Source organism: Quadrisphaera setariae (assembly GCF_008041935.1).
In the GTDB taxonomy this organism is placed as follows: domain Bacteria; phylum Actinomycetota; class Actinomycetes; order Actinomycetales; family Quadrisphaeraceae; genus Quadrisphaera; species Quadrisphaera setariae.
The window spans coordinates 286,961-313,828 of the sequence record NZ_VKAC01000005.1; the positions used below are offsets into that span (position 1 = coordinate 286,961).

At 73.7% G+C, this 26,868-nt stretch carries 32 protein-coding genes; 28 read left to right on the forward strand and 4 right to left on the reverse strand.

Going from position 1 to position 26,868, the window contains the following annotated elements; translation table 11 throughout:
* Position 1 precedes the first annotated feature (1 nt).
* The gene (locus tag FMM08_RS10250) at positions 2-1,090 is read left to right on the forward strand and encodes a 4-hydroxy-3-methylbut-2-enyl diphosphate reductase (protein ID WP_369431702.1); all 1,089 of its coding nucleotides are present in this window, start codon (positions 2-4) and stop codon (positions 1,088-1,090) included.
* A 5-nt stretch (positions 1,091-1,095) separates the two neighbouring features.
* Positions 1,096-1,449 (forward strand): hypothetical protein, encoded by a 354-nt coding sequence (locus FMM08_RS10255; protein ID WP_147926253.1) that lies wholly within the window; start codon positions 1,096-1,098, stop codon positions 1,447-1,449.
* A gap of 100 nt (positions 1,450-1,549) precedes the next feature.
* Here FMM08_RS10255 and FMM08_RS10260 read toward each other — a convergent pair whose 3' ends face one another.
* Both FMM08_RS10260 and FMM08_RS10265 read right to left on the reverse strand, forming a co-directional pair.
* Positions 1,550-3,364: a glycoside hydrolase family 15 protein gene (locus tag FMM08_RS10260; RefSeq protein WP_147926254.1), complete on the reverse strand. Its 1,815-nt coding sequence runs from the start codon at positions 3,362-3,364 to the stop codon at positions 1,550-1,552.
* Positions 3,365-3,386: 22 nt separating this feature from the next.
* On the reverse strand, positions 3,387-4,643 hold the full coding sequence (locus tag FMM08_RS10265) for a DNA recombination protein RmuC (RefSeq protein WP_187279678.1): 1,257 nt from the start codon (positions 4,641-4,643) through the stop codon (positions 3,387-3,389).
* Between the two features lie 168 nt (positions 4,644-4,811).
* Between FMM08_RS10265 and ychF the strand changes: the two genes are divergently transcribed.
* Entirely contained in the window at positions 4,812-5,897 is a 1,086-nt protein-coding gene (gene ychF / locus FMM08_RS10270) for a redox-regulated ATPase YchF (RefSeq protein WP_147926256.1), read from the forward strand.
* A gap of 30 nt (positions 5,898-5,927) precedes the next feature.
* Here ychF and FMM08_RS10275 read toward each other — a convergent pair whose 3' ends face one another.
* Both FMM08_RS10275 and FMM08_RS10280 read right to left on the reverse strand, forming a co-directional pair.
* On the reverse strand, positions 5,928-7,037 hold the full coding sequence (locus FMM08_RS10275) for a tyrosine-type recombinase/integrase (RefSeq protein WP_147926257.1): 1,110 nt from the start codon (positions 7,035-7,037) through the stop codon (positions 5,928-5,930).
* Positions 7,038-7,039: 2 nt separating this feature from the next.
* Positions 7,040-7,561 (reverse strand): hypothetical protein, encoded by a 522-nt coding sequence (locus FMM08_RS10280; RefSeq protein ID WP_147926258.1) that lies wholly within the window; start codon positions 7,559-7,561, stop codon positions 7,040-7,042.
* Positions 7,562-7,669: 108 nt separating this feature from the next.
* On the opposite strand from FMM08_RS10280, the gene FMM08_RS10285 reads away from it, so the two are divergent.
* From FMM08_RS10285 to FMM08_RS10400, 25 genes are all read left to right on the forward strand, one after another.
* Positions 7,670-7,864: a helix-turn-helix domain-containing protein gene (locus tag FMM08_RS10285; RefSeq protein ID WP_147926259.1), complete on the forward strand. Its 195-nt coding sequence runs from the start codon at positions 7,670-7,672 to the stop codon at positions 7,862-7,864.
* On the forward strand, positions 7,861-8,070 hold the full coding sequence (locus tag FMM08_RS10290) for a hypothetical protein (protein WP_147926260.1): 210 nt from the start codon (positions 7,861-7,863) through the stop codon (positions 8,068-8,070). Before FMM08_RS10285 ends, FMM08_RS10290 begins: the two co-directional genes overlap by 4 nt.
* A 103-nt stretch (positions 8,071-8,173) precedes the next feature.
* Complete coding sequence (locus tag FMM08_RS10295) at positions 8,174-9,787, forward strand: AICE element replication initiation protein (RefSeq protein ID WP_147926261.1); 1,614 nt, start codon at positions 8,174-8,176, stop codon at positions 9,785-9,787.
* A 335-nt stretch (positions 9,788-10,122) separates the two neighbouring features.
* Entirely contained in the window at positions 10,123-10,884 is a 762-nt protein-coding gene (locus FMM08_RS10300; RefSeq protein WP_147926262.1) for a hypothetical protein, read from the forward strand.
* Positions 10,881-11,216 (forward strand): hypothetical protein, encoded by a 336-nt coding sequence (locus FMM08_RS10305; protein WP_147926263.1) that lies wholly within the window; start codon positions 10,881-10,883, stop codon positions 11,214-11,216. The genes FMM08_RS10300 and FMM08_RS10305 overlap by 4 nt, the downstream gene beginning before the upstream one ends.
* A gap of 65 nt (positions 11,217-11,281) precedes the next feature.
* Positions 11,282-11,539 (forward strand): hypothetical protein, encoded by a 258-nt coding sequence (locus FMM08_RS10310; protein ID WP_147926264.1) that lies wholly within the window; start codon positions 11,282-11,284, stop codon positions 11,537-11,539.
* A complete protein-coding gene (locus tag FMM08_RS23620; RefSeq protein WP_255472247.1) occupies positions 11,536-11,670 on the forward strand; it encodes a hypothetical protein in 135 nt (44 codons plus the stop codon). Before FMM08_RS10310 ends, FMM08_RS23620 begins: the two co-directional genes overlap by 4 nt.
* Positions 11,667-12,185 (forward strand): hypothetical protein, encoded by a 519-nt coding sequence (locus tag FMM08_RS10315; RefSeq protein ID WP_147926265.1) that lies wholly within the window; start codon positions 11,667-11,669, stop codon positions 12,183-12,185. The genes FMM08_RS23620 and FMM08_RS10315 overlap by 4 nt, the downstream gene beginning before the upstream one ends.
* A gap of 141 nt (positions 12,186-12,326) precedes the next feature.
* Entirely contained in the window at positions 12,327-13,169 is an 843-nt protein-coding gene (locus FMM08_RS10320) for a phage major capsid protein (protein ID WP_147926266.1), read from the forward strand.
* Positions 13,170-13,471: 302 nt separating this feature from the next.
* On the forward strand, positions 13,472-13,654 hold the full coding sequence (locus FMM08_RS10325) for a hypothetical protein (RefSeq protein ID WP_147926267.1): 183 nt from the start codon (positions 13,472-13,474) through the stop codon (positions 13,652-13,654).
* Positions 13,651-14,133 carry a hypothetical protein gene (locus FMM08_RS10330; RefSeq protein ID WP_147926268.1) on the forward strand — a complete coding sequence of 161 codons (483 nt, stop codon included), beginning with the start codon at positions 13,651-13,653 and terminating at the stop codon, positions 14,131-14,133. Before FMM08_RS10325 ends, FMM08_RS10330 begins: the two co-directional genes overlap by 4 nt.
* The gene (locus FMM08_RS10335; RefSeq protein ID WP_147926269.1) at positions 14,130-14,558 is read left to right on the forward strand and encodes a hypothetical protein; all 429 of its coding nucleotides are present in this window, start codon (positions 14,130-14,132) and stop codon (positions 14,556-14,558) included. Before FMM08_RS10330 ends, FMM08_RS10335 begins: the two co-directional genes overlap by 4 nt.
* Entirely contained in the window at positions 14,555-15,121 is a 567-nt protein-coding gene (locus FMM08_RS23010) for a WhiB family transcriptional regulator (RefSeq protein WP_187279679.1), read from the forward strand. The genes FMM08_RS10335 and FMM08_RS23010 overlap by 4 nt, the downstream gene beginning before the upstream one ends.
* 358 nt (positions 15,122-15,479) lie before the next feature.
* A complete protein-coding gene (locus tag FMM08_RS10345) occupies positions 15,480-15,695 on the forward strand; it encodes a hypothetical protein (protein WP_147926270.1) in 216 nt (71 codons plus the stop codon).
* A gap of 320 nt (positions 15,696-16,015) precedes the next feature.
* Positions 16,016-16,591, forward strand: a complete 576-nt coding sequence (locus FMM08_RS10350; protein ID WP_147926271.1) for a TerD family protein — start codon at positions 16,016-16,018, stop codon at positions 16,589-16,591.
* 99 nt (positions 16,592-16,690) lie between these two features.
* A complete protein-coding gene (locus FMM08_RS10355; RefSeq protein WP_147926272.1) occupies positions 16,691-17,269 on the forward strand; it encodes a TerD family protein in 579 nt (192 codons plus the stop codon).
* A 33-nt stretch (positions 17,270-17,302) separates the two neighbouring features.
* Positions 17,303-17,995 carry a TerD family protein gene (locus FMM08_RS10360; RefSeq protein ID WP_147926273.1) on the forward strand — a complete coding sequence of 231 codons (693 nt, stop codon included), beginning with the start codon at positions 17,303-17,305 and terminating at the stop codon, positions 17,993-17,995.
* A 67-nt stretch (positions 17,996-18,062) separates the two neighbouring features.
* Positions 18,063-18,638, forward strand: a complete 576-nt coding sequence (locus FMM08_RS10365) for a TerD family protein (RefSeq protein ID WP_147926274.1) — start codon at positions 18,063-18,065, stop codon at positions 18,636-18,638.
* Positions 18,639-18,712: 74 nt separating this feature from the next.
* Positions 18,713-19,939, forward strand: a complete 1,227-nt coding sequence (locus FMM08_RS10370; protein ID WP_147926275.1) for a toxic anion resistance protein — start codon at positions 18,713-18,715, stop codon at positions 19,937-19,939.
* 52 nt (positions 19,940-19,991) lie between these two features.
* Positions 19,992-20,504 (forward strand): hypothetical protein, encoded by a 513-nt coding sequence (locus FMM08_RS10375; RefSeq protein ID WP_147926276.1) that lies wholly within the window; start codon positions 19,992-19,994, stop codon positions 20,502-20,504.
* A gap of 46 nt (positions 20,505-20,550) precedes the next feature.
* Positions 20,551-21,105, forward strand: a complete 555-nt coding sequence (locus FMM08_RS10380) for a TerD family protein (RefSeq protein WP_147926350.1) — start codon at positions 20,551-20,553, stop codon at positions 21,103-21,105.
* Positions 21,102-22,109: a hypothetical protein gene (locus FMM08_RS10385; protein WP_147926277.1), complete on the forward strand. Its 1,008-nt coding sequence runs from the start codon at positions 21,102-21,104 to the stop codon at positions 22,107-22,109. The genes FMM08_RS10380 and FMM08_RS10385 overlap by 4 nt, the downstream gene beginning before the upstream one ends.
* A 40-nt stretch (positions 22,110-22,149) precedes the next feature.
* A complete protein-coding gene (locus tag FMM08_RS10390; protein ID WP_147926278.1) occupies positions 22,150-23,307 on the forward strand; it encodes an HpcH/HpaI aldolase/citrate lyase family protein in 1,158 nt (385 codons plus the stop codon).
* Entirely contained in the window at positions 23,304-25,928 is a 2,625-nt protein-coding gene (locus FMM08_RS10395) for a phosphoribosyltransferase (protein WP_187279680.1), read from the forward strand. Before FMM08_RS10390 ends, FMM08_RS10395 begins: the two co-directional genes overlap by 4 nt.
* Positions 25,925-26,797 (forward strand): HAD family hydrolase, encoded by an 873-nt coding sequence (locus tag FMM08_RS10400; protein ID WP_222710632.1) that lies wholly within the window; start codon positions 25,925-25,927, stop codon positions 26,795-26,797. Before FMM08_RS10395 ends, FMM08_RS10400 begins: the two co-directional genes overlap by 4 nt.
* Positions 26,798-26,868: the final 71 nt, after the last annotated feature.

Below are 26,868 nucleotides of genomic sequence, written 5' to 3' on the forward strand. Positions count from 1 at the left end.
GCTGCGACCTTACGATGGGGGTGTGACAGCGCTGGAGACGAACGCCGCCCCTGCGGACGGCGCAGCCGAGGCTCCTGAGGGGCGGCCCCGCCGCAAGCAGGTGCTGCTCGCGGCGCCCCGCGGCTACTGCGCCGGTGTCGACCGGGCCGTCGAGACGGTGGAGAAGGCGCTGGAGCACTACGGCGCCCCCGTCTACGTGCGCAAGGAGATCGTCCACAACAAGCACGTCGTGGAGGTGCTGAGCCGCCGCGGCGCGGTCTTCGTCGACGAGACCGACGAGGTGCCCGAGGGCTCCCGCCTGGTGTTCTCCGCCCACGGCGTCTCCCCGGCCGTGCGCGAGGCCGCCGCGGCCCGCTCGCTGCAGACCCTGGACGCCACCTGCCCGCTGGTCACCAAGGTGCACCGCGAGGCCGTGCGCTTCGCCCGCGACGGGTACTCGATCCTCCTGGTCGGCCACGAGGGCCACGAGGAGGTCGAGGGCACCGCCGGTGAGGCCCCCGACCACGTCACCCTGGTCGACGGGCCGGACTCGGTCGACGCCGTCGAGGTGCCCGACCCCTCCAAGGTCGTCTGGCTCTCCCAGACCACGCTCAGCGTGGACGAGACCATGGACACCGTCCGCCGCCTGCGCGAGAAGTTCCCGCAGCTGGCCGACCCGCCCTCGGACGACATCTGCTACGCCACCCAGAACCGCCAGGTGGCGGTGAAGAAGGTGGCCGCGCGCGCCGAGCTCGTCATCGTGGTCGGCTCGGCCAACTCCTCCAACTCCGTCCGCCTCGTCGAGGTGGCCCTCCAGAACGGCGCGACGTCGTCCTACCGGGTCGACTCCGCCGCCGAGCTGCGCGACGAGTGGTTCGACGGCGTCGACGTGGTCGGCGTGACCTCGGGCGCCTCGGTGCCGGAGATCCTCGTCGACGACGTGCTGGCCTCCCTCGCCGAGCGCGGCTACGGAGAGCCGGAGGAGGTCCGCACCGCCACCGAGGACCTCGTCTTCTCGCTGCCGCGCGAGCTGCGCACCAACCTCGGCCTCACGCCCACGGGCGGGTCGGGTCGCGGTGGCGCTGCGTCGTCGTCCTGCTCCACCAGCTGACCGCCGTGGCTGCTGGCGGTGGCCCGCTCGTCCCCCGCAAGCGGGAGGTGCCCCCAGGTGACTGGGTCTCAGGAGAGCGGGTCTTCGGCCCGCCGGCCGGCACCTTCGACGCCGACTGGCTGGTCCCCGTGGTGCGCGAGGCCGCTCCCGACGCCTCCCACGAGCGCGCCCGGGAGGCCGTGGTCCGCGTCTGGGCGGTGCTGCGCGAGGAGGCAGCCCTGCGCGGCTGCGCCCCGGCCGACGTGCCGGAGGACGTGGTCGGCTCGCGCCTGGGGTCCTCGGACCAGCCGGCCGACCGCGTCGACGAGGCGGCCCTGACCGCCGTCCGCGCCGCCGTGCGGGCCTACGGCGCCCGCTGACCCCTACCTGCTCCGGGGGCGAGCCAGCACTCTCCCGCGCGAGTGCCGGTGTGGGGGCCGCTGGGTCGGCACTCTCCCGTGCGAGTGCCGGTGCGGGGGGTCAGCCGCCGAGGGCGCGGTCGAGGTTCACCGCGGCGCTGATGAGCGCCAGGTGCGTGAAGGCCTGCGGGAAGTTGCCCAGCGCCTCACCGGCCGGGCCGATCTCCTCGGCGTACAGCCCCAGGTGGTTGGCGTAGGTGAGCATCTTCTCGAAGGTGAGGCGGGCTTCCCGGAGCCGCCCGGCCCGGGTCAGCGCCTCCACGTACCAGAAGGAGCAGAGGTTGAAGGTGCCCTCGTCGTCGTCGAGACCGTCGTGGCCGTCGATGGCGTAGCGGGAGACCAGGCTGTCCGCCACGAGCGTGTCGCCGATCCTGTCGAGCGTGGACAGGAAGCGCGGGTCGGTGGGACCGGAGAACTTCACCAGCGGCATGACAAGCAGCGACGCGTCGAGCGTGCGGCTGCCGGGGTACATCGTGTAGGCCCCGAGCTCCGGGTCCCAGCACTCCTCCTGCACGAACCGGTAGGCCTTGGCGCCCAGGCGCCGCCACCGCTCGGTGGGCGCCGGCAGGCCCCGGGAGCGGGCCAGGCGGACGGCGCGGTCGTACGCGACCCACGTCATGAGCGCCGAGTACGTGAACCTCTGCCGCGGGCCGCGGACCTCCCAGACGCCCTCGTCGGGGGTGTCCCAGTTGTCGCCGAGCCAGTCCAGCCGGCGCGACAGGGTGGACCACAGGTCCCACGAGATGGGCACCTCGCGGTTGAAGAGGTAGACCGAGTCCATCAGCTCGCCGTAGACGTCGAGCTGGCGCTGACCGACGGCGTTGTTGCCGATGCGGACGGGGCGCGAGCCGCGGTAGCCCTCGAGGTGGTCGAGCACCTGCTCGGGGATGTGCTCGCTCCCGTCCACCGCGTACATGATCATGACGTCGCGCTCGGCGTCGGCCGCCTCGCAGCGCCGCTGCACCCAGTCCATGAACGCCGACGCCTCGTCCAGGTACCCCAGGCGCATGAGCCCGTAGGTGGTGAAGGCGGCGTCGCGCAGCCACGCGTAGCGGTAGTCCCAGTTCCGGGAGCCGCCCAGCGCCTCCGGCAGCGACGTGGTCGGCGCCGCCACCAGCGCGCCGGTGGGGTGGTAGACGAGCAGCTTCAGCGTCAGCGCGGAGCGCTGCACCACCTCGCGCCAGCGGCCGCGGTAGCGCGACTGCGCCGACCACCGCTGCCAGTAGTCGCTGGTGGTGTCGAAGAGCTCGTCCACCTCGCCGTCGGCTAGGGGACGCACGTCACCGCGCCACTCCAGGACGACGTCGACCTGCTCGCCGTCCTCCAGGGCGAACTCGGCGACGACGCCGGGGCCGCCCTGGCCGCCGTCGGTGACGCGCAGCTCCACCGGCGGCTTGACCCGCAGCACGAACCTCCCCGCGGGTGAGGTGAAGACCGCCCCGACGCCGTCCACCAAGCGCACCTCGTGCCGGGCCCGCCCGTAGTCGAACGCCGGGGAGCAGTCGAGGGTGAACACGGCCCGTCCGCGGACCGCCCGCGCCCGGCGCACCAGCAGGTCGCGAGGGGCGGCGACGCTGGAGGTCTCCGGGACCATGAAGTCGATGACCTCGCCGACGGCGTCCTTGCCGAGGAACCGGGTCAGCAGGATGTTCGTGTCCGGCAGGTACAGCTGCTTGGGCCGCGACGCGGTCCGCGCGCTGAGGCGGAACGAGCCGCCGCGCTCGGCGTCGAGCAGGGACGCGAACAGCGAGGGCGCGTCGAAGCGCGCCGGGCAGTACCAGTCGACGGTGCCGTCAGTGCCGACCAGCGCTGTGGTGCGCAGGTCACCGATGATCCCGTGCTCCTCGATCGGCAGGTAGCGCTCGCGCTCAGGCACGACCCCCGACCTTAGTGACCGATCACGGGTTCCGCTGGGCGTGCAGCGACCACCCGGTGAGGTCCGCCATGGCTCCAGTCCTGGCCGCCGCCTCGGGCTCGTCGCCGCGCTCGTGCGCGGACAGCGGCACCACGAGCTCGGGGGCGGTCAGCGGACGGGGCAGCGTCTCGACCACGGGCACGTCGGGCACGGTGACGTCGGTGAGGTCCAGCGCGCCCATGCGCCGCGCCGACACCAGCACCCGGGTCTCCAGGGTGCCGACCACCTTGTTGTAGTCGTCGACGGCGCGCGCCAGGGTGCGGCCGAGCTTGCCCGTGTGCTCCCCGAGCGTGGCGAGGCGCCCGTGCAGCTCCCGTCCGATGGTGAACAGCTCGCGCGCACCGTCGGACAGGGCGGCCTGCTGCCAGGTGATGGCCACGGTGCGCAGCAGCGCCAGCAGCGTGGTGGGCGTGGCGAGCACCACCTTGCGGGCCATGGCGTGCTCGAGCAGGGCCGGGTCGGCCTCGCAGGCCGAGGCGAGGAACGCCTCACCGGGCACGAAGCAGATGACGATCTCCGGGGCCGGCTGGAACGCCGTCCAGTACTGCTTGCCGGCCAGGGCGTCGACGTGGCCCCTCAGCGCGCGAGCGTGCTCGGTGGCGGCCGCCGCGGCGCGCCGCTCGCCCAGCGCGGCCCCGGGCGCGAGCCCGTCGCGCGCGTTGAGGAAGGCGGCCAGCGGCGCCTTGGCGTCCACCACGACGTGCTTGCCCCCGGGCAGGTGGACCACGGCATCGGGGCGGACCGCCTCGCCGTCGCCGTTGATGCCGACGGCCTGCACGTCGAAGTCGACCCGCTCGAGCATCCCGGCGTGCTCGACCACGCGCCGCAGCTGCACCTCGCCCCAGGCGCCGCGCACGTTGGGGGAGCGCAGGGCCCCCGCCAACGACTCGGTCTGGTGGCGCAGCGCCTCCCCGGAGGCGGCCACCTGCTGCAGCTGCGCGCCGAGGCGCCCGTACTGCTCGGCCCGCTCGCGCTCGAGCTGCTGCACCTGCCGCTCGATGCGCGCCACCGAGCTGCTCACCGGGGCGAGCACGGCGGCGAGCTCGCGCTCCTCCTCGTGCTCGGCGGCGAGCCGGGCCTCCAGTGCCGAGGCCCGTGCCGCGAGGATGTCCCGCTCGGCGACCACCTGGGCAGACGCCAAGCGCTCGCGCCCGGTCACCACCTGCCAGGCGCCGGCAGCACCGATCGCCACCCCGGCCACCAGGGCGAGCAGCACCACCACGAGCGAGAGCGCGTCCACGAGCCGAAGGTGCCACGCGCCACCGACAGCCGGTGGGTGATCCGCCCGGCCCGGCGCGTCGCGGGGCCTGACGGAGACGCCGCAGGTGACCCCAGCACGCCGTCGCGGCCCCGGTGACGGCCCTCGCGGTCCGTGGCCGGGCCCGCGCTCGCGTAGGCTCACCTGCCCGTGGCGCTCACCATCGGCATCGTCGGCCTGCCCAACGTCGGCAAGTCCACCCTCTTCAACGCCCTCACGAAGAACTCGGTGCTGGCGGCCAACTACCCGTTCGCGACGATCGAGCCGAACACCGGCGTCGTCCCGCTGAACGACCCCCGCCTGGACCGGCTCGCCGAGGTGTTCGGCAGCGAGCGCACGGTGCCCGCCACGGTGACCTTCGTCGACATCGCCGGCATCGTCCGCGGCGCCTCCGAGGGTGAGGGCCTGGGCAACAAGTTCCTCGCCAACATCCGCGAGGCCGACGCGATCTGCCAGGTGGTCCGCGCCTTCGCCGACCCCGACGTCGTCCACGTCGACGGCCGCGTCGACCCGAAGTCCGACATCGAGACCATCGCCACCGAACTGGTGCTCGCCGACCTGCAGACCCTCGAGCGCGCGGTGCCGCGCCTCGAGAAGGAGGTCAAGGGCAAGAAGGCCGACCCCGCGGTCCTCGCCGCCGCGGTCGCCGCCCAGGGCGTGCTCGACACCGGCACCACGCTCTTCGCCGGCGCTGCCGCCGCCGGCGTGGACGTCGAGCAGCTGCGCACCCTCGGCCTGCTCACCACCAAGCCGTTCCTCTTCGTCTTCAACGTCGACGAGGCCGGCCTCGTCGACGAGGCGCGCCGCTCCGAGCTGGCGGCCCTCGTGGCCCCCGCCCAGGCCGTCTTCCTCGACGCCCAGCTCGAGGCCGACCTGGCCGAGCTCGACGACGACGAGGCCGCCGAGCTGCTGGCCAGCGTCGGCCAGAGCGAGCCCGGCCTCGACATCCTCGCGCGCGCCGGCTTCGAGACCCTCGGCCTGCAGACGTACCTCACGGCCGGGCCCAAGGAGTCGCGCGCGTGGACCATCCGCCGCGGCGCCACCGCGCCCGAGGCGGCCGGTGTCATCCACACCGACTTCCAGAAGGGCTTCATCAAGGCCGAGGTCATCGGCTTCGAGGACCTCGTCCAGGCCGGCTCGGTGGCGGAGGCCCGCAAGAGCGGCAAGGCCCGCATCGAGGGCAAGGAGTACGTCATGGCTGACGGCGACGTCGTGGAGTTCCGCTTCAACGTGTAGTGGGTCATATCGCCGCTGGTCAGGGCGTCGTCAGCCCTGGCTAGTCCGCAGGGAGTCCGCAGCAGCGTTCGCGACGGCCGCCGCCAGACCACCGGCGGCGGCCCGCGTGCGGTCCTCGGCGGAGGGCCACAGGTGGCTGTAGGTGCCCAGCGTCACGGTGGCCGAGCGGTGCCCGAGGGCGCGCTGGACGGTCACCACGTCGCACCCGGCGGCGATCAGTCCGCTGGCGTAGAAGTGCCGCAAATCGTGCAGGCGGATGCCCGCCACGCCTGCCGCACGGCAGGCGGTACGCCAGCGGTGCCCGGCGGAGTTCTGGTGCAGGGGAGCGCCATCGCTGCCCGCCAGCAGCCAGCGCGAGGCATCGGTGCCCTGGCGGTGCTCGGCGATGTAGGCGGCCAGCGCGTCGAGCAGCGCGGCGGGCACGAACACCTCGCGCTCGCTCCCGTACTTCGGGGGAGTGATCTCGACGGCGCCGCCCTCGGCGCGCTGCACCTGGCGCTGCACACGGATGGTGCGGCGCAGGAAGTCGATGTCGCCGACCTGTAGGCCGCACGCCTCGCCGAGGCGCAGCCCGGCGAAGGCCGCCAGGGAGGCCAGAACCTTGGTGGCGGCGTCGCTGGCGGCCAGGATGCTGGCGACCTCGCCCGTGGTCGGCAGGCGCATGGCGGCCTCGCGACGCCGGAGCCGGGGGAGGCGCACGCCGACGCTGGGGTCGACGGCCAGGTGGCGGTCGACGACGGCGCCGCGCAGCACCGAGCGCACGTTGCCGACGCGCGTCCTGACGGTGCCGGGAGCCAAGCCCCGGTCGGTCATCCCCTTGATCCATGCCTCGACGTGGCTACGTCGCAGTCGGGCCAGCGGTACGTCCGCGAAGGTGCAGTCGCGCATGGCGAGGTTCATGGCGGCCGTGGTGCCGCTCGCCCACGTCTGGCGCGTGGCCCACGTCTCGTAGAAGGCCGCCAGCGTCACCTGGCCCGCCGCTGGGTCGACGTAGGTGCCTGAGACGACGGCCGTGGTCACCTCGTCGAGCCACCGCTGGGCGTCGACCTTGCGCGTGAAGTGCTTCGCGTGCTCGCGGTCGGCGTCGTCGCGGTAGCGAGCACGCCAGCGGCCGTCGGGACGGCGGGCGATGGAGGCCATCGTCAGCGCCCCCAGCGTGCAGGGGCGCCCCCAGCGGTAGCCACCTCATCGGGGCGCAGGTAGCCGCCGGCCCTAGCAGCCGCGACCCGTCGGGCGGCCGTCGCGCGGGAGACTCCGAGAGCATCGGCGATGTAGAGGTTCGGGGCCTCCCCGAGCAGTCGGGCCACGCGGTAGCGCAGCGCGACCATCCGCAGTTCGACGGCCTCGTCCGAGCGCTCGTCGCCGTCGTTCGGAGCGAGCACGGGACCGAGGTTCTTGCTCGTGATCAGCCCACTGACGCCGCGCTTGATGACGGCAGCCAGGGGGAGTCTGCGCAGCGCCTCGCCGGAGACCTGACGCCCGTCGGCAGCGGTGACACTGACCTCGCGCGCGACGTAGCGGCCCTCGTGCAGGCGCAGGACCACGTGCAGGTGCAGGCCGGGCTCATCGGGCAGTGTCGCGTCGACGGTGATCTCCGAGGGCACTTTCAGGCCGGGCGCGACCTGCCTCAGGTCGTCTGATCCGCTCGCCTTGACATCCTCCATGCAGCCAATGATGACACGGCATTGACGATGCTGGTTGCGCGAGCCGCTTCAATGGTGTCTCATAGTGGTGAGTCGCTTACCGCGATGCCGTCTCACCTAGGGGCTGTGATGTCTGACCTGCTGACCGTCGATGAGGTTGCCGCGCTGGTTCGCACTAGCCCGAGCACGGTGCGCTACTGGCGATACCGGGGCGAGGGGCTGGAGTCCTTCCGCGTGGGGCGGCGGGTCCTGTTCCGGCGCGAGGCCGTTGAGCGGTGGATGGCGGCACAGCGCGCCGCGACCGCCGTCGGGGGCGTCGCGTGACCGGCCTGGCGACTGCCGCCCTCGACGCTCGCCTGGCGGCCCTGGGCTCCCGGGGTGTCACCGAACCGCGCGCAGCCCTGGCGGAAGTCGAGCGCGCCGTTGGGCGTCGCGTGCTCGCCGACCTGGTGGAGCGCGACCACGTCAACCGCCACGACGTGCGCGTGCTGCGCGAGGCGCGCCGCCGCCTCGCGGCCCTGCCGCACTGAGCGGCACCGCCCCTGTCCCGCCGTCGGAAGCCGACGGCACCCCCGCTGCGGTCAAGTTGGCCAGCGGGTTTCTCGCCCTTGAGACACCCCTGGAGCCACCGCCGTGACCATCGACATGCAGAACGGGGCGCGGACCCCTAGTCCGCGCCCCGCGCCCAGCACCCCTGCCGCACCCTCAGCCGCCACCGAGAACAGTTCTCAGTCTATCTCTGACGCGCCCGAGGTCGACCTCGCCACAGCGAGCACGGGCAAGGGCGACGACGGCCCGAAGGTGGCCAGCGTCGAGCACGCCATCGAGGTGTTCGACGCCGGGTTCACCGCCTTCCGCAGCCTGGAGGGCCAGGTCTACGTGGTCGACCGCCACGACCCGAGCGCACGGCCGGTGCTCCACACCGGTGGCTCGCGCAGCCCGGCCGTCGCGCTCATCGCCGAGCGCATCCTGGCCAGCCACGACAAGTTCATGAAGGGCGAGGACCGCGCCGCCCTCGGGGACTACATCGGCTTCCGCGCCGACAAGGCCGCGCCCCGGCCGGTGCTGCTGCGTAGCGCGTGGAACGGGTGGCGCTTCATCGTCGACATCGGCGACGACTCCGGCCGCGTCATCGTCATCACCGCTGAGGGATGGCACGCGACCGACACCGTGCCCCCCGGCGTGCACCTGCGCCGCTCCAGCGTGACTGCGGCCCTGCCCACCCCGGCCCGCACCGGCGACCTGGACGCGCTGTGGACGCTGGTGCCGGTGACCGAGGCCGACCGGCCCCTGGTGCTGGCGCTGCTGCTGTCCGCGTGGATGACCGGCACCCCGCAGCCCGTCGTGTTCATCACTGGCCCGCAGGACGCGGCCAAGACCACGACGGCGCGCTACCTGCTGCGCTTCGCGGACCCGGTCTCTAACGTGCGCGGGCGGTCGCTGCCGACCAGCGAGCCGGACTGGAAGGCGGCGGTCAACCCGTACCTGGTGGTCCTGATCGACAACGTCTCAGGCATCACCGCTGCGCAGTCAGACATGCTGTGCAAGGTCTCCACCGGCGGCGAGGCCACCGCCCGCGCCCTCTACACGAACGCCGACACCCACATCACGTCGCTGCAGGCGTCGCTGTGGCTGACCTCCATCGGCGTCGGCGCCCTGCGCGGTGATCTCGGCTCGCGCCTGGTGCGGTTGGAGATGCCCGCCATCACCCCCGAGCGGCGCCGCTCCCTCAGTGAACTGGAGGCTGCGCAGGACGCCGCAGCCCCGGCCATCATGCGCGGGCTGCTGGACTTGGCCGTGGAAGTGCTCGGCGTGCTGCCCACCACTGACCGCACCCGGCTGCGCCACCGCCTGACCGACTTCGAGGTGCTGGTGCGCGCCATCGACTCGGTGATGGGCACCAGCGGCGCCGACCGCCTCGCCGAGCAGGCGGGCGCGCTGGCCGAGGACGTGCTGGACGGTGACGTGGTTGCCCAGGCGCTGCTCTCGGCGCTGGAGGCGGGCCGCATCCCCGACGGCCGCATCACCCCCAAGGGGCTGCTGGACACCCTGACCGCCGAGGCCGAGCGCCAGGGCAGCGCCCGCAGCACGGGCTGGCCGCGCACCCCGCGCATCCTCACCGACCACCTCGTGCGCATCGGTCCGGCGCTGGAGTCGGCGGCGGGCGTCACCGTCACGCGCGGCCCCAAGTTGAACGGCGTGCGCGCCATGATCGTCGCCCAGCACCGCCCGGCGGTGACCCCGTGAGCCCTGCGCCCACCCTCGCGGCCGACAGGGTCGAAGCAGGGTCGAAGCAGGGTCGAACTTGCCGCCCCAGGGTCGAAGGCAGGGTCGAACTTGCGGGCCCGGAATGGCCGACTGACCTGCAGACACCCCGAAACAGGGTCGCAAGGGTCGAACTTGAGGGGGCCTCACTACTTGGAAGGTCAGAGTTTCAGGGGTGTGCCCAGGGGGCTGACAAGGCTCCCGCAGGTTCGACCCTTGCGACCCTGCCTGGCCCGGTAGGGGCGGGCGGCTACACCCCCGGCTCCTGGCTGCACGCGCTGCTTGACCTCGTCGGCGCTGGACCGGCTGGCGGGGCGATGCGGCAGTGCCCCGCGCACGCCGACTCCGCCCCGAGCCTGCACGTCACCGTGGCCGACGACGGGCGCGTGCTCGTGCACTGCTTCGCGGGCTGCACCGTCGAGGAGGTGCTGGCCGCGCTGCACTGCTCGTGGAAGCACCTGCACGACCGCCCGTGGTTGACACCGCAGATCCACCACGCGACGTGGGGCCGGTCGGCCTGGCCGACGTTCCCGGCGTTGGACGCCCGCGCCGGTGCCCACCCGGCTGCGCGCGGCATGCGGCTGGTCAGCGTCCACCGCTACGGCGACGGGCGGTGGCTGCTGGAGCGGTGGCGCTCGCCTGGCGGCGCGAAGGACCTGCGCTGGACCACCCGGCGCGGACGCACCTACCTGCCCGGCATGTTCGGCGTGCCGACCAGCGCGCTGCCGCTGTACCGAGAGCGCGAGGTGCGCATGGCGGTCGGCGCGGGCGAGCCCGTCATCGTGGTCGAGTCCGAGTCCTCCGTCGACGCCATCTGCCGCGCAGGCACCTACGCCACGACGTGGGCGGGTGGGGCCGCCAGCCCCAACCTGGACCGCCTGGTGGCCGTCCTGCGGGGCGCGGACGTGGTGCTGGTGCCTGACCACGACGAGCCCGGCCTGGCCTGCGCCCGGCGCGTGTGGGCTGCCCTGCGCCCCGTCACGCGCTCCCTGGTCGGGGTAACCCCCGAGCCCGGCCAGGACGCCCGCGACCTGCTCGCGGCGCGCGGCGTGGCGGGCCTGCTGGGCGGTGCCCGGTGAGCGCGCCCGTGGTGGCCCTGTGGCTGCTCGACGGCGGCGAGCACGTCGTCGTACGCCTCAGCACCGGTGCCCGGCTGGTGCGCGCCATCGGTCAGCCCGGCGAGGCGGTGCCCGTGCTGACCGTCGAGGTCGTCTTCGACCTCAGCCACGGGGCCGGCTGGTGCTGCTACTGCGGCGCCCGCGTCGCCGTGCCCTACCGCGTCGGCGCCCTCCGGCTGCCCTGCTGCGGCGGCCGCGCCTGGCCGCTGCCCGCCTGGCCCGAGGAGGGCGCCATCGTGCGCCCCACCCGGCGCCCGGCCTCGCGCCGCACCGCGTGGCGGTGGCCGTCGTGAGCCGCGCGCCGCCTGCGCTGTCGTCAGAAGCAGCCAGACCGCATTAGCAACCTCGGAGGTTCCCGTTGTCCACGAACACCACCGCCCTGCCTGACGCCAACGACATCGCCATCGCGCTGGCCACCCGTGCCCGCACCGCTGGCAACGACCCGGCGCCCGTCCTCGCCCTGCTCGGCACCTACCTGGACGAGCGCCCGAGCGACGACGACCGCCGCAACCTGATGTTCGAGTTGGTCGCCGTGCAGGCCCACGCCATGGGCACTGCTGGTGACCTGCTCGACGCCATCCACGCCGCCCAGCAGGACGACGGCGGTGCGCTGTGACCCGCCACGAGGCCGAGGCGCTCGGCGCCCTGGTTACCGCGCAGTTGTGCGGCCCGCGCGCCGACCTGGCGCCCAGCCTGCTGGCCGCCGCCATCTCCGACCTGACCAGCACCACCGGAGGCACCCGATGACCACCACCGACGACATGACGCCCGCCGACACCGCCGAGCAGCCCGACCCCGCCGAGGGCCAGCAGCCGGACGACGGCGGCCGGGAGCCCGACGAGGAGGGCCAGGAGCCCGACGAGGAGGGTCAGCAGCAGCCGGAGGGCGACCGCGGCGCCCGTGAGGCGGCGAAGTACCGCCAGCGTGCTCGCGCAGCCGAGGCCGAGCGCGACAGGCTGCGCGAGCGGCTGGAGCGCTACCAGCGCGCCGAGGTGGAGGCCATGGCTGCCGAGGTGCTGGCCGTCGGCGGCGACCTGCTGGCGGTGCGCCCCGACATGGCTGGCTACCTCGGTGAGGACGGCCACGTCGACCCGGCCAGGGTGCGCGAGGCGGCTGAGGCCGTGGCTGCCGAGCGCCCGCACTGGCGCCTCGACGACGGCGAGGAGCCCGGCCGGGCCCAGGTGCGCGGTCGCCCCAAGCCCTTCCGGAACATGCCCAAGGCCTCCGGTTGGGATGCGGTGATTTCTCCTCGCCGGGGTTAGTGGAGTAATATCGGCGGTGCTCGGAGATATCGCCTGGTGCGACTCTCCGGGCACCGTCAGCCTCAGCGGGGCGACCGGGCCGAGTCTGCGACTCCCCGGCATGGAATCCATTCAGACTTCCCATGCCTTTAGGAGTTCGCGATGACTGCTACGACTAAGACTTTTGCTGCTCTCACGCAGCAGCAGATCTACACGCTGATCGTGGAGCCGGTGCAGGCGCAGAGCGTCGCCCTGCAGGTTTGCACCCGCGTGCCGATCTCCAAGCCCTCTCTTCGACTGCCGAAGATCGTCGACACCGGCACCGCCGCGTGGGTGGAGGAGGGCGCCGCCATCCCGATCTCGGATGCGGCCGCCGACGAGGACGAGGTCACCCCGAAGAAGGTCGCGGGACTGCGCACCATCACCAGCGAACTCGCGGACGACTCCGACCCTGCTGCTGTGCAGCAGGTGGGAGCCACCATCGTGACGGCCATCGCCCTGGAGGTCGACCGCGCGTTCTTCGGCCCGACGCAGCCGAGCCCGGCACCGGCGGGCCTGCGCAGCATCGGCGCAGACGCCAACGCGCTGGTCCTGCCCAAGACGCTCGTGAACGTCGACCCGCTCCTGGCGGCCATCGCGCACGGCCGTGACGTGGGCGCTCCGGTGACCTCGTTCGTGACGAGCCCGGCGCTGGCGCTGGAGTTGGCTACCTTGAAGGACGCCAGCGGTTCGCAGCGCGGACTGTTGCAGCCCGACCCGACGCAGCCGGATCGGAATGTGGTCGGAGGCGTGCCCATTCTGACGAGCCCCTTCGTTGAGGCCGGCGACGTGTGGGCCATCCCGGCCTCGCGCACTTTTGGTGTCGTGCGCAAGGACGCAAAGGTCGAGGCTTCGACTGAGTTTCTTTGGGCCAACGACTCCGTTTCTGTGCGCGGCATCATGCGTGTGGCGTTCGGAATGGTTTCTCCCTCTTCGATCTCGCGCATCCGTCGCGCGACCTCGTAACAGGCTGGGCTGCGGTGGTTGACCTCCGGCCGCAGTCCCTGCCGCCGGTTGATCGGGGTCCGTACCCGGCGGCACCCGGCCCACCCGTGACGCGTGAGGACCGTCGCGGGTGGGCCCCCGAGGCGCCCCGCCCGTCGTGCTGGACAACCACGGCGGGCGGGGTCACTCAGGGTGGTCAATCGATCACGAGAGCGGTTCTCGAACCTCGAAACCCAGGCTGATCTCTACACGCAATATTCAACGGTGAGAGTCATTCCCATCAAGAAGGGGTCCTCCCCCCACTCCCGACAGGAGCACCAGCGATGACCACCACGACGCCGGTGGGCGAGGCAGGCCGCGCACTGCTGCGCGCGCTGGAGCCCCTGGCCACCACCGAGCACGAGCGCGCCCGCGTGCTGTGCGCCGCCCTGGGCGCCGATGAGGTCGCCGACGCCGAGCGCTGGGCCCGAGCCCGCCGCGCTGAGCACTGGAGCGAGCAGCGATGAGTGAGCAGACCGCCCCGCTGATCCGCCGTGCTGACCTGGCCGTGTGGGCGCGCACCGAGGTGGAGCCCGACGACCGCTGGGCCACCACCTGCATGGCGGTGGCCAGCGCCCTGGTGCGCGAGGAGGCCCGGCAGCCGGACTGGACGGTGGACACCGCGCCGGTGATGGCGCGCATCATCACCGCGCAGTGCGCGGTGCGCGCCTACCTCAACCCGCCCGAGGGCGAGGTCTCCACCAGCATCGGTCCGCTGGGCTCGCGTCTGCTGGACGCCGTGGCCGAGGGGATCTACCTGACCGAGGCCGAGCGCGAGCGGCTGGCGGGCTACGCCCCCGCGCAGGACCGCGCCCGAGGCTCGCGCACGTGGGTGGCCTCCATGGCGTCCGAGAGCAGCCCGCCAGTGACCAGCGCGCTGTACCGGCTGCCCGAGGGCGCCGGGCCCACCGAGCCCGCCGAGGTGGTCTGGGTGGCCGAGTCGTGAGCGTCCCGACCGTCGCCGAGCGCGAGGCCACCGTGCGCGAGATCTCCGAGTTGGCCGACCACGTCAGCGTCGAGGTGCTGCGCGGGGTGCTGCTGCCCGCGTGGCGGCAGTCTGGCGAGGCGACGCTGGGCACCGAGCGGTGGCTGACCCTGTTCCGCCGGGTCGGCTACGTCATCGAGACCAGCCCCGCGCCGCGACCTACCGAGCCGGTGCGGCTGTGGCGGGCGGGGCATCGAGCGCGTGGCATGGCCTGGACTTCGCGGCGCAGCATGGCCGAGCAGTACGCCACCAACGGTGAGCGGCGGGCAGCCGAGCCGCTGTGGACGACGCTGGCGCCCTCGGAGGCGCTGCTGGCCTACTCGGTGGCCGAGGCCGAGCACGTCGTCGACCCGGCGCTGCTGGGCACCATCGAGGCGGTGCGGTGACCCGTCGCGCCGCCGTCGAGGCGCCCATCGACCACGGCTGGACCGACCACGCCGCCTGCCGCACCGCCACCCCCGTCGAGGCCGACGCCCTCACCGAGGTGACCAGGCTGGCCGAGGCGGCGCCGCTGGTGGCCCGCTGGTGTGCGGGCTGCCCGGTGAAGGCGCTGTGCGAAGCCCAGGGCCGGGCGCTACGCGCCGACGGCGTCTGGGGCGGTGAGGTGCTGCGCCTGGGGCGCACGTCGCGCGACCGGCGTCCACGCGCTGCATCGCCGCGCCCGGTGCCGCAGCAGCGTGCGCCGCGACCGCCGCGCGTCCGCAAGCCGCGCCCGGTCCCCGTGCAGGTGCTGGAGCCGACACCTCTCAAGCGGCGCGTACCCGGTCAGCCCCTGCGCGCGCCGCGCACCACCCCGGCCGAGCGCGAGGCCATCCGCCTGCACCTGTCGCGCGGCCTGTCGGCGACGGCCACCGCCCGCACCGTGGGCGTCAACCGCTCCACCGTCACCCTGCTGATCGAGCGCGAGAGGCTTCGGGTCAATGCCAAGGATGCAGCAGAAGAGGAGTAGTCATTGCGTGGTCCGTGAATGGCCCAAAAGAGCTATGGCGGTGTCTAGTCACGGCAAACAACACTGGTGAAACCTCAAAAAGAGGGCGGGGGGTTGGCGTTGCACCGCCAACCCCCCGGACCGCAACGAGTTCCTGTGGGGTCCTCATGCACGGTTCCGTCACCGTATCCGCGTCTCTATGCGTTTGGGAATCGCCCACGCGTATCGATTCTGACGCCGCCCGTGTCGTCGTTGTCATCGTCGTGGCTATCGCCACGCTCGTGCGCCACGGATGCGGACTGATCTGACGCCACTCCCAACGACGGCGCCGTGCACTCCAGCACGGCGCCGTTCGTCGGTTCGGTGGGAGGCTTCAGACATGTTCTATCGACTGGTGCGCATCGACTCGCAGACCCGTGAGCCCGTGCAGGTGGCTGCCTGGCATGCCCAGGACGACCTAGACGCCATCCCGTCGGCGGCGCTGCTGGCAGACGAGGAGCGACAGGTCGGCGGCGATCGTGGTGGCTACGTGCTGGAGCGCCGGGCGGACAAGGGCTGGGAGCCCGTGCACGCCGTTGGAGGCGTAAGCAACTAAGGCGGTAGTCCGCACCCGGTCCGCAGCAGGTCCGCAAAGCACCGGATGTAGCCAACAGCAGCCAACGCAATAAGCGCAGGTCACAGCGGTTTCCTGCGTATCCGCCCTGGTCAGCGACACGCCGTCAACGTTCCGCTTCAACGTCTGAGGCCATCTGCGCGTTCCCCGCTCACAGCACCTCGTCCCCCCGGCGAGAGCGGGAGAGCCGTCGCCGGCAGCGCCGTCTAGGGTTCTTGGTGACGCTGGGGTCCAGCGTCCTGGAGCGGACCCTCCGACGGTCCCGCCTCCGGTGCCAGGGAACTCGCAGAAGGAGTCATCACGTGGCAGTCAGCCTCAGCAAGGGCGGCAACGTGTCCCTCACGAAGGCGGCCCCGGGCCTCACCGCGGTCGTCGTGGGACTCGGGTGGGACGCCCGCACCACCGACGGCAAGCCGTTCGACCTCGACGCCTCGGCCATCGGCTGCCGTCCCGACGGCAAGGCGGTCTCGGACGAGCACTTCGTGTTCTTCAACAACCTCAAGAGCCCCGACGGGGCGATCGAGCACACCGGGGACAACGTGACCGGTGAGGGCGCCGGCGACGACGAGCAGATCAAGGTCGACCTGGCCGGCGCTCCCGCCGACCTCGACAAGGTCGTCTTCCCGGTCTCCATCTACGAGGCCGACGGCCGCGGACAGAGCTTCGGCCAGGTCCGCAACGCCTTCATCCGCGTGATGAACCAGGCCGACGGCAGCGAGATCGCCCGCTACGACCTCTCCGAGGACGCCTCCACCGAGACCGCCATGGTCTTCGGCGAGCTGTACCGCAACGGCTCGGAGTGGAAGTTCCGCGCGGTCGGCCAGGGGTACTCGACGGGCCTGGGCGGCATCGCCAAGGACTTCGGCATCAACGTCTGAGCACGAGCGGGGGCCGCCGCCCGGCGGTGCACGAGCAGCGGCCCCGGCCCGTCGACGGCACGGCGGGCTCCTCGGTCGACCGATCACGGAGGGTGCAGGGTGGGCGTCAGCCTCAGCAAGGGCGGCAACGTCTCGTTGACCAAGGAGGCACCGGGTCTGACCACGGCGCTCGTCGGGCTGGGCTGGGACGCCCGGACGACGTCGGGGAACGCGTTCGACCTCGACGCCTCGGCGCTGCTGGTCGGTGAGGACGGCCGGGTGCTCTCCGACGGGCACTTCGTCTTCTTCAACAACCTGTCGTCCCCGGACGGCTCGGTCACCCACACCGGTGACAACCGCACGGGCGCCGGAGACGGCGACGACGAGGCGCTGACCGTCGAGCTCGGAGCGGTGCCGCACGCTGCGGCCCGCATCGTCTTCGCGGTCTCCATCTACGACGCCGAGTCCCGCGCGCAGTCGTTCGGGCAGGTGCGCAACGCGTACATCCGGGTGGTCGACAGCGCCGACGGCACCGAGGTGGCGCGGTACGACCTCTCGGAGGACGCCTCCACCGAGACCGCGATGATCTTCGGTGAGGTCTACCGCCACCGGTCGGAGTGGAAGTTCCGGGCCGTCGGCCAGGGCTACACCTCCGGCCTGGCCGGGATCGCGAAGGACTTCGGCGTCAACGTCGGGTGACCCGCCAGCGCGCTGGCAGAGACGAGGCTGCACGTGCCGATCGACTACACCAAGCGACCCGCCCAGCAGCCGCCTGCCCCGCAGCAGGCGGCTGGCAGCACGACCGGGCAGGCCCCGCGCAAGGTGACGCTCACCAAGTCCGCGCCCACCATCTCGCTGACCAAGCGGGCGGGTGCCGGAGGCGTCCTGCGCGTCAACCTCTCCTGGACCGCCAGGTCGGGAGACCAGGGCGGCTTCTTCCGGCGCCGTGAGCCCGACATCGACCTCGACCTGGGCTGCCTGTACGAGTTCACCGACGGCTCCAAGGGCGTGGTGCAGGCGCTCGGCGGCTCCTTCCGGGCCGGCGTCGCCGGGGTGCCGACGCCGGTGGTGTGGCTCGACGGGGACGACAGGTCCGGCACCCGCGAGGGCGGGGAGAACCTCCACGTCGACCTCGCGCACTCAGCCCTGGTGCGGCGCGTCCTCGTCTTCGCCTACATCTACGAGGGCACCCCGAACTGGGCGGGCGCGAACGGCGTGGTCACCCTGACCCCGCCGGAGGGTCCGCAGGTGGAGGTGCTCCTCGACGAGCCCCGGGCAGGGGCCCGCACCTGCGCCATCGCGCTGCTCACCCCTTCGGCCGGGGCCCTGTCGGTGCAGCGCGAGGTGCGCTACGTCGACGGCGCGCAGCCCGAGCTCGACGCCGCCTACGGCTGGGGCATGCGCTGGACCAGCGGCCGCAAGTGAGGCACCGACGCCCGACCGCTGGCGCAACGGCAGAGCACGACCTGACCACCACGCAGGAGGAGATCGCATGTCCGTGAACCTGAGCAAGGGCCAGAAGGTCTCGCTGGCCAAGCGCGACGGCGGGCAGCTGACCCGCGTCCGCATGGGCCTGGGCTGGGACGCCGTGAAGAAGAAGGGGTTCTTCGGCACCAAGTCGCAGTCCATCGACCTCGACGCGTCGGTGCTGCTCTTCAACGCCTCGGGGCAGCTGGTCGACCAGGTCTGGTTCCAGCAGCTGCGCAGCCAGGACGGCTCGGTGCAGCACACCGGCGACAACCGCACCGGAGCGGGCGACGGGGACGACGAGGCCATCCGCGTGGACCTCACGGCGCTGCCCGGGGCCGTCACCTCGCTGGTGTGCACGGTGAACTCGTTCACCGGCCAGGACTTCTCCCAGATCGCCAACGCGTACTGCCGCCTGGTCGACGAGACCACCGAGACCGAGATCGCCCGCTACGAGCTGAGCGGAGCCGGGCAGCACAACGCCCAGATCATGGCCAAGGTGTCCCGGGACGGCGCAGGCTGGTCCATGACGGCCCTCGGCGTGCCGGCCACGGGACGCACCTTCCGCGACCTCCTCCCGGCCATCACGCCCACCCTCTGACCCACCCCGCCCCACAGCCCACTGCCAGCACGCCACCAGCCCGCCACCAGCGCAGCAGCACCGAGGAGCCCCCCGTGTCCGAGCTCGACCTGGGATCGACGTCCGCCCCGAGGACGACCGCGCCGGGTGGCGCCGCCGGCGGTGAGCTGGTGCTCACCCCGCCGGCGCCGGTCGTCGTGGTCAAGCCCGAGCAGGCCCCGGGGGCGGTGCCGCTGGAGTCGGGGCGCCAGGTCGAGCTGCAGGGCAAGGCACAGGCCTTCGTGGCCGACCTGGTCTCCCTCGACGTCGGCTCGCCGGCCTTCACCCAGAAGGTCGGCTCCATCACGTCGATGGGGGAGAAGGAGATGCGGGCCTCGGCCGCGGTCTCCAACCGGATGCTGGAGCGCCCGGCAGCGGCCATGGGCAAGGGCGGCAAGGGGGGTGACGCGCAGACGCGGGTGTCCAACACGCTGGTCGACCTGCGGCGCACGGTCACCGACCTCGACCCGGGCCGCGCCGAGCTCACCGGCATCAAGAAGGCCTTCAAGTGGCTGCCGGGCGCCGACAAGGTGGACCGGTACTTCGACAAGTACAAGTCCGCGCAGTCGCACCTCAACGCCATCATCAAGGCGCTCGACTCCGGGCAGGACGAGCTGCGCAAGGACAACGCCGCCATCGAGACCGAGAAGGCCTCGATGTGGGCGACCATGGGCAAGCTGCGGGAGTACGACGAGCTCGCCTCCGCCCTGGACCGGGCCCTGGAGGACAAGGTCGCCGAGCTGGAGGCCGCCGGCCGCACCGACGACGCGAACACCGTGCGCTCCGACGCGCTCTTCCCGGTGCGCCAGCGCCGCCAGGACCTCATGACGCAGATGGCGGTCGCGGTGCAGGGCTACATGGCCCTCGACCTCGTGCGGCGCAACAACCTCGAGCTCATCCGCGGTGTCGACAGGGCCCAGACCACCACGGTCGCGGCCCTGCGCACGGCGGTGATGGTGTCCCAGGCGCTGAGCCGCCAGAAGCTGGTGCTCGACCAGATCACCGCCCTGAACACCGTCACCTCCGACCTCATCCAGTCGACGTCGGAGCAGCTGCGGATGCAGGGCGCGGCGATCAACCAGCAGGCGTCGTCCTCGACCATCGACGTCGAGAAGCTCCAGGCCGCGTTCGACAACGTCTTCGCCACGATGGACGCCGTCGACACCTTCCGGGCGCAGGCGGTCGACTCGATGGCCCAGACCGTGCGGGCGCTCGAGGGCCAGATCGAGCGGGCCCAGCCCTACCTGGAGCGCACCCGCCGCGCCGACGGCGCCGGCGGCTGATCCCGCGGCGGCGCGAGCAGCAGGACGACGGTCGAGGAGGGAGGACGACGACGTGGCGTGGTTCCGCAGGTCCGAGCCGCCACCGGCCCGGCAGGCCGCCCCGGCGGTCGAGCCGTCCGACCCGCACGCCGACCTCCCCGCGGACGACCGCCCCGACGCCCTGCGCGAGGCCGTCCGGGGCGTCGTCCGCCTGGTGAACGCCTCTGCGGGCGCCCTCCCCGTCGAGGCGGTGGTCGCGGCGCGCCGCACCACCGACCTGCTGGTGCAGGTGGTCGACACCTCCGAGGTGCGTCCGCTGGACGTCTACGCCGCCATCTCCGTGCGGGCGATGGCCACCGACTACCTGCCCACCACGGTGCGCACCTACCTGGCCGTGGGACCAGACCTCGTGGACGTCCCCGTGTCGGGCACCACGCCCCGGCAGGCGCTGCTCGCGCAGCTGGCCGACCTGGAGCAGGGCGCCGCGGACGTGCTCGACGCGACCCGCCGCCAGGACGTCGCCGCCCTCATGACGCAGGGCCGCTTCCTGCAGACCAAGTTCACGGGCTCGGACCTGGACCTGTGACCGTCCCGACCGCAGACGACCCGAGGAGACCGACCGCGTGGCGCGCATGATCCGGGGCGCCAACGTCGCCCTGACCCGAGAGATCCCCGACCTGCGCGGCGTCGTGGTGGGGATCGACTGGGACGCCGGCACCGAGGTGGTGCTCCAGGACAACCTGGTGCTCGCCGCGCTGCTGTGCGGTCCCGACTCCCGGGTGCTCTCCCACGAGCACGTGGTCTTCTTCAACCAGCTCGCCTCGCCCGAGGAGTCGGTCGCGGTGCGCGACGCGGCGCTCCACGACGACCAGGAGCAGATCGAGGTCGACCTGCGCGACGTGCCGCCGGAGGTGGCGCGCATCGTGCTGGTGACCTACATCAACGAGGGCACCGCCCAGCGCCGCACGCTCGGGCAGCTGAAGCGCGTGGCGGTCGTGGTCCGTGAGGCCGGGTCGCTGCGCGAGCTGGTGCGCTCGGAGGACTTCGCCCCCGTGCTCCAGAGCGAGACGGCGCTCGTGCTGGCGGAGGTCTACCGCCACGGCGGCGACTGGAAGTTCAAGGTGGTGGGGGAGGGGTACCGCAACGGGATCGCCGGGGTCGCCGCCGACTACGGGGTCCCCCTGTGATCGAGGACCCGCGGCCCCGACCCGACCTCACCTGGCTGCGGCACCGCAGCCGGCGTCGACCGGGCCCCGCCGCCGCGCCCCCGCCGCCGGTCCGCACGCCGGTGCACGCCCCGCCCCCCTCGGCTCCCTCGACCAGCGCGCCCCTCCGCTCCGGGGGCGACGACCTGGACCTGTCCGCGCCGTCCTCGCCGTCCGGGTCCTCCGGCGGCGACCTCGACCTCTCGGCTCCGACCCCTCCAGCTCGCTCGACGGGCTCTGACCTCGACCTCTCCGCCCCCGCCCCGCCGAGCACCCCGGAGCGCAGCAGCTCGTGGAGCGCCGACCTCGACCTGTCGGGGCCGTCCCCAGACCACGCGCCGAGCCCGGCGCCGAGCCCCGCGCAGCAGCAGCGACCGGCGTCCGGGCCGTCCGGGCCCCCGGCTCCTGCGCGCCGCGACCGTCGCACCCGGCGCGGCGGCCCGACGCTGCTGACGCCCAGGGAGCCGACGGTCACCCTCGACCGGCTGGAGTCGGGCATCGGTGCGCTCACCGCGACCGCCGTCTGCCCGCCCTCGGCGGGCGACGTCGTCCTGGGGGCGCTGTACCAGCTGGCCGACGGCACGTCCGGGGCGGTCGGCGCCGCGGTGGGCGTGCCCGGGGGGCCAGCGCGCTCGCGGCGGCCCGTGCTGTCGGCGCCGCCGCCGCGCAGCGAGCGGGTGGTCGTCGACCTGCGGCAGAGCCGTGCGCTGCGCCGGCTGCTCGTGGTCGCCAGCTCGGCGTCGGGCTGGCCGCTCCAGCTCGACGGCACCCTGGTGGTGACCACCGCGGGAGGGGCGCGCGTGGAGGTGCCGCTCGCGACGGGGCGGCCGGTGCTCACACTGGCCGTGCTGTCGCTGTACGCCGTCGACGGCGAGTTCGTGCTCCGGGCGGAGCTGGAGCCGTTCGACGCACCGCTGCGCGAGGTGGCCCGGGCCTACGGCTACGGAGCGCTGTCCTGGGCCGACGACCGCACGCCCGTGCAGTGAGCCCGTGCCGTGAGCCCCGTCCCGTGAGAGGCGTCCGTCCGTGCGGCACTTCGACCACCTGAGCCCCGACCAGGAGCACCAGCTGTTCCTGCACCCGCCGCAGCCGGTGGACGTCGACGACGACCCGGCCCTGCTGGCCGTGGCCCTCGGAGCCACGCTGTACCTGCCCGCCGACAGGCCCGCGCTGTCCTCCGACGTGCTGCGCCAGCGGGCCGCGGGCGTGCTCAGCGTGGTGCTGTGCCTCGAGGACGCCGTCGCCGACCACGCCGTCGAGGCCGCCCAGCGCAACCTCGTGCACCACCTGCGCGCGCTCGCCGCCTCCGGGGCCGACGGCCCGCTGGTCTTCGTGCGGGTGCGCCGCCCCGAGCAGGTCGGCGAGCTCGTCGCGTCCCTGGGGGCCGACGCCGGCGTCCTGACGGGCTTCGTGCTGCCCAAGTTCACCGCTGCCACCGGTGAGCCCTTCCTGCGCGCGGTGGAGGACGCCGCGGTGGCCGCCGGGCACCAGCTGCGCGTCATGCCGGTCGTGGAGTCTCCCGAGGTGGCCCACCTGGAGACGCGCGTCGCATCGCTCGAGGGGATCCGGGCGCTGCTGGCCCGGCACCGCGAGTCGGTGCTGGCGGTGCGCATCGGCGCCACCGACCTGTCGTCCGCCTTCGGGCTGCGCCGCCGGCGCGAGCTGACGGTCTACGACGTGCGGGTGGTGGCCGACGTCATCGCCGACGTCGTCAACGTGCTCGGGCGGCCCGGGGACGACGGCCACGTGGTCACCGGGCCGGTGTGGGAGTACTTCACGCGTCCGGAGCGCGTGTTCAAGCCGCAGCTGCGCGAGACGCCGTTCCGCGTGCACGACGAGCGCCCGCTGCGCACGGAGCTGCTCGCCGAGGGGCTGGACGGGCTGATCCGCGAGGTGGTGCTCGACCAGGCCAACGGGCTGACCGGCAAGACGGTCATCCACCCGTCGCACGTGGCGGTGGTGCACGCGCTCTCGGTGGTGGCGCACGAGGAGCACGCGGACGCCCTCGACGTGCTCGGCGCCGGCGGTGGCGGCGTCGCCGCCTCCTCGTACGGCAACAAGATGAACGAGGCCAAGCCGCACCGCGCGTGGGCGGAGCGGTTGAGCCGCCGGGCCCGGGTCTTCGGCGTGGCGCGCCCGACCACCTCCTTCGTGGACCTGCTGGGAGCGGTGACGGCCCGGTGAGCGGTTCGAGCACGGGTCCGAGCGCTGGCTGGAGCGGTGCGTGGGTGGCGCGCGAGCTGGGCGTCGACGTCCGGACCACCGCCGCCACGGGGTCGCTGAGGGTCACCGACCTCGTGGGCCTGGCGGTGCGTCGCAACCCCCGCCGCGCCCACCTGCTGGTGAGCCGGGTGCTGGGCAAGCACGTCCCCGCCGACCCCCGCCTGGTGCGGGGTGCGGGCCTGCTGCTCGGCACGCTCGTGGGAGACCTCCTGACCGGCCGCGGTGGGGACGGCGGGGCGGCGGCTGAGGGTGGTGACCTGCTCGCTGCGGCCCTGCGGACCCCCGAGGACGACGACGCCGCCGACCGGCTCGTCGAGCTCTGCTCGGCGGCCGCCCGCGAGCGCCCTCGGGTGGAGGCGCTGGTGCTGGGGTACGCCGAGACGGCCACCGGGCTGGGGCACCTCGTGGGTGACGCCCTCGACGTCGCCGTGCTGCACTCCACGCGGCGCTCGGTGGGGCGCCCGCCGGCCGGCGCCTTCGAGGAGGCGCACTCCCACGCCACGGGGCACCTCCTGCTGCCCGACGACCCCGGTCTGCTGACGGGGGAGCGGCCGGTGGTGCTGGTCGACGACGAGCTGTCGACGGGTGCGACGGTGATCGACACCGTCAGGAGCCTGCAGCGGGTGGCGCCGCGGGAGCGCTGGGTGGTGGCGACGCTGGTGGACCTGCGCTCCGAGGCCGACCGGACGCGGATGGCCGAGGCCGCCGCAGAGCTGGGTGTCCGCCTCGACGTCGTCGCGCTGGCCTCGGGGACCGTCGACCTGCCGCCGGACGTGCTGCGCCGCGGCGCGGAGCTGGTCGCGCGCGTGGAGGGCACAGCCGCGCAGCAGCGACCGGAGCCCGGCGTGGTGACCCCTGCTGGTCGTCCGGCTGGTCGTCCCGCTGGTCGACCGAGCAGCGGGCCGGTGGTCGAGGTGGCTGGCCGGGTGGCGCGCGGCTTCCGCGACGGGGGGCGCCACGGGTTCGCGGATGAGCACCGTTCGGGCACCGCCGCCTCGGTGCCGGGGATGGCCGCCCAGGTGGAGGTCGCCCTCGGGCCGGAGCTGGGCGCGGGCGGGCGGCTGCTGGTGCTCGGCACCGAGGAGCTCATGCACGTGCCGCTGCTCGTGGCCGACGAGCTGCGCCGCCGGCTGGCGCCTCGCCGCGTGGTGGTCCGCAGCTCCAGCACCACGCGGTCTCCGGTGCTGGCCGTGGACGACCCGGGCTGCGCCGTCCGGACCGCGCTGCGCTTCGCCGCGCACGACCATCCCGACGACGCCCGCGACGCCTCGCAGGCGGCGAGGTACGCCTACAACGTCGCCCCCGGTGAGGGGCAGGACGCGTACGACGCCGCGGTCCTCGTGGTCGACTCCGCGAGCGGCGACTGGGACGGGCCCCCGTCGTCGTCCTCGGAGCCCCCGCTGCCCCGCCTGACCGACGTCCTCACCAGCGCCGTGGCAGGACCGGTGGTGGTGCTGGAGGTGCCCAGCCACCGGCCCGCGCCCGAGCCGCTGCGGGGACCCGCCTTCGGCTCCTGCGCCGGCGAGGAGGTCGGGTGGCTGCTCACAGACCTGTCCGGCGCGGCGCTGGAGGCGCCCGTCGAGGACCGCGAGCGCGCGGTGCAGACGGGAAGGGCCCACTACTCGGAGTCGCTGCCGGTCGAGCGCCGTCCCGACGCCGCCTACCTCGCGCTGTTCGAGCAGGCCCTGCAGGCCTCCGCGGCCAGGGTGGCGCTGGCGGTGGGGGTGGTCACCGAGCTCCTGCTCGCCGAGCGCTCCCGGCCGCCGGTGCTGGTGTCGCTGGCCCGCGGCGGCACCCCCGTCGGGGTGCTCGTGCGCCGCTGGGCCGCGCAGCGGGGCCACCGCCTCGAGCACCTCTCGGCCTCGATCGTGCGGGGCAGGGGCCTCGACCCCCGCGCCCTCGACCACCTCGCCCAGCAGCACGACCCCCGCGACGTCGTCTTCCTGGACGGCTGGACCGGCAAGGGGAGGATCACCACCGAGCTGGGCGCCTCGGTGCGCTCCGCCGAGGCCCGCCAGCCCCGCGGCTTCACCCCCGCGCTCGCGGTGCTCGCCGACCCCGGCAGCTGCACGCCGGTCTTCGGCACCCGCGAGGACTTCCTGGTGCCCTCGGCCTGCCTGGGCGCGACGGTCTCGGGGCTGGTCTCCCGCACGGTGGTGCGCCCCGACCTCACCGGGCCCGGCGGGTACCACGGCGCCAAGTGCTACCGCGAGCTCGCCGCCGAGGACGTCACGGCCCGCTTCCTCGGCGCGGTGACCGCCCGCTTCCCCGAGGTCGCCGGCGCCGTGGCCGACGCCCTGGCCGAGCGGCGCCACCTCGACACCACTCCCACGTGGTCGGGGCTGGCCGCCGTCGAGCGCATCGCCGCCGAGCTGGGCGTCTCCGCCGACCTGGTCAAGCCCGGCGTGGGGGAGACGACGCGGGTGCTGCTGCGCCGCGTCCCGTGGAAGGTGCTGGTGCGGCCCGACGCCCTGCCGCAGCTCGCGCACGTGCTGCACCTGGCGGCCGAGCGCGGCGCCGCCGTGGAGGAGCGGCCCGACCTGCCCTACGCCTGCGTCGGCGTCATCAGGCCGGCGCGGTGAGCGGCACCTCGGGCGTCGCGGACGTCGCAGACCGCGCGGCCGTGGACGAGCGGGTGCTCATCGCCACCGACCTCGACCGCACCCTCGTCTACTCGCGGGCCGCGGCCGGGCCGCCGCGGCCGGGCGAGCCGGCGTGGGTGGTGGTCGAGCACCTGGAGGGCCGGGAGATCTCCTACCTCACCCCCACCGCCGCCGAGCGCTGCGCGGCGCTCGCGGCGGCGCGCCGTCTGGTGCCCGTCACCACCCGCACACCCGAGCAGTACGCCCGGATCACGCTGCCCGGGCCGCCGGCGCAGTACGCCGTGACCGCCAACGGCGGTGTGCTGCTCGTCGACGGCCGGCCCGACGCCTCCTGGGACGCCCGGGTGCGCTCCGCGCTGCGGACGGTGGCGGGGCTGGAGGAGGCGCGCGGGGAGCTCGTGCGGGCCTGCGGGTCCGACCCGTCGGCGCAGGTCCGCACGGTGCCCGAGCTCTTCTGCTATGCCGTGGTCGACAGGCCCCGCCTCGACCCGGCCTCGCTGGACCGGCTGCACGCGTGGGGGAGCGCTGCCGGATGGGTCGCCTCCCTGCAGGGCCGCAAGCTCTACCTCGTGCCGGTCCCGCTGACCAAGGCCGCCGCGACGGCGGAGGTGGCGCGGCGCACCGGCGCCCGGCACGTGCTGGCTGCGGGCGACTCCCTGCTCGACGTCGACCTGCTCGAGCTGGCCGACCTCGGCGTCCGCCCGGGGCACGGGGAGATCGCCGACAGCGGCTGGTCGAGCCCCACGGTGACCGCGCTGGAGACCACGGGGATCCGCGCGGGCGAGGAGGTGCTGGCCTGGTTCGCCGCCCGCGCGGAGGAGCTGGTGGGCCGACCGGGGGAGCGCTGATCGGCCGTGCGTGCTGCCGGCCGGGCGCTGCGTTGCCGCTCCCAGGTCCGTGTGGTCACCTGATCTCACGA